This window comes from Flavobacterium sp. JAS (assembly GCF_020991455.1).
Lineage (GTDB): Bacteria > Bacteroidota > Bacteroidia > Flavobacteriales > Flavobacteriaceae > Flavobacterium.
In genome coordinates this window covers 1-960 of record NZ_JAJMOX010000045.1, presented here as the reverse complement: position 1 = coordinate 960, position 960 = coordinate 1, and the positions used below count along the sequence as shown (strand labels likewise).

The 960-nt window shown below is 32.9% G+C and carries 1 protein-coding gene; it reads right to left on the bottom strand.

Annotated features, from left to right (window positions below; translation table 11 throughout):
• Positions 1–960: AMP-binding protein (locus tag LPB88_RS23670; RefSeq protein WP_230718262.1), on the bottom strand; the 960-nt coding region annotated here is incomplete at both ends.

The following is a 960-nucleotide window of genomic DNA, read 5'->3' as shown; positions in this document are numbered from 1 at the left end:
CTCCCGCGCCTGATATAAAAAGCTTTCCGGGAGTTCCTATCGGAACAATCTGCAAGGAATCATCTAAGATGTAAATCTGAGTGTTGGAAATAGGTTTACCAATGGGAATGCAACTTAAACAGTCATTTAATTTATAGACTGTTGCCCAAACCGTACATTCGGTAGGACCATACTCATTATACAATCCAATATTCTCTAAATTTTCATTATGAGAGGTAATCAAATCTAATTTGAAACTTTCTCCCGCCAAAATGATATTCCTTAGTTTTAAAGAATCCTTGTTTTTTTTGAATTCGCTAAGCAATAAATTATAGTAATTAGGTACACAAAGAATATCTGTAATTTTATTCTTCACTATTACCTCTGTAATTTTTTCCGGATTTTTTATTATATAATCACTCACGATAACCAGACTGCCTCCACTTAACAATCCACTCCATATAACTGCTACTGATGAATCAAAAGCAATATTAGATGTTAGTAATATTTTTTGAACCTGATAAAATTCTCTACACATTGTAGAATTTATTAGATTACGATGTTCTACCATTACTCCTTTAGGATTACCCGTAGTTCCAGAGGTATAAATGACATATGCTAAATTATTAGCTCCATTTATCTTTACAATATTTTCTTTTGAATATTTATGTCGAACCTGTTCAAATTGCTCTAATGTGTCCTCGTCTATAACTGCTTTACAATTGCTGTCTTGTTCAATATATGCAATGCGATCTTGCGGATAATTGACATCTATTGGGACATAAGCAGCTCCGGATTTTTGTATCCCTAAAAGTGCCACAATCATTCTATCACTTCTATCCAGCTTTATCCCTATCAAATCATCTGGCTCAATAGCATAATTCTCTCTTAAGTAAAAAGCCAGTTGATTGGATTTTTCGTTAAGTTCCTGATACGTTAGTTTTGTTTCTTCAAAAACAACGGCAATATTATTTGGTGTTT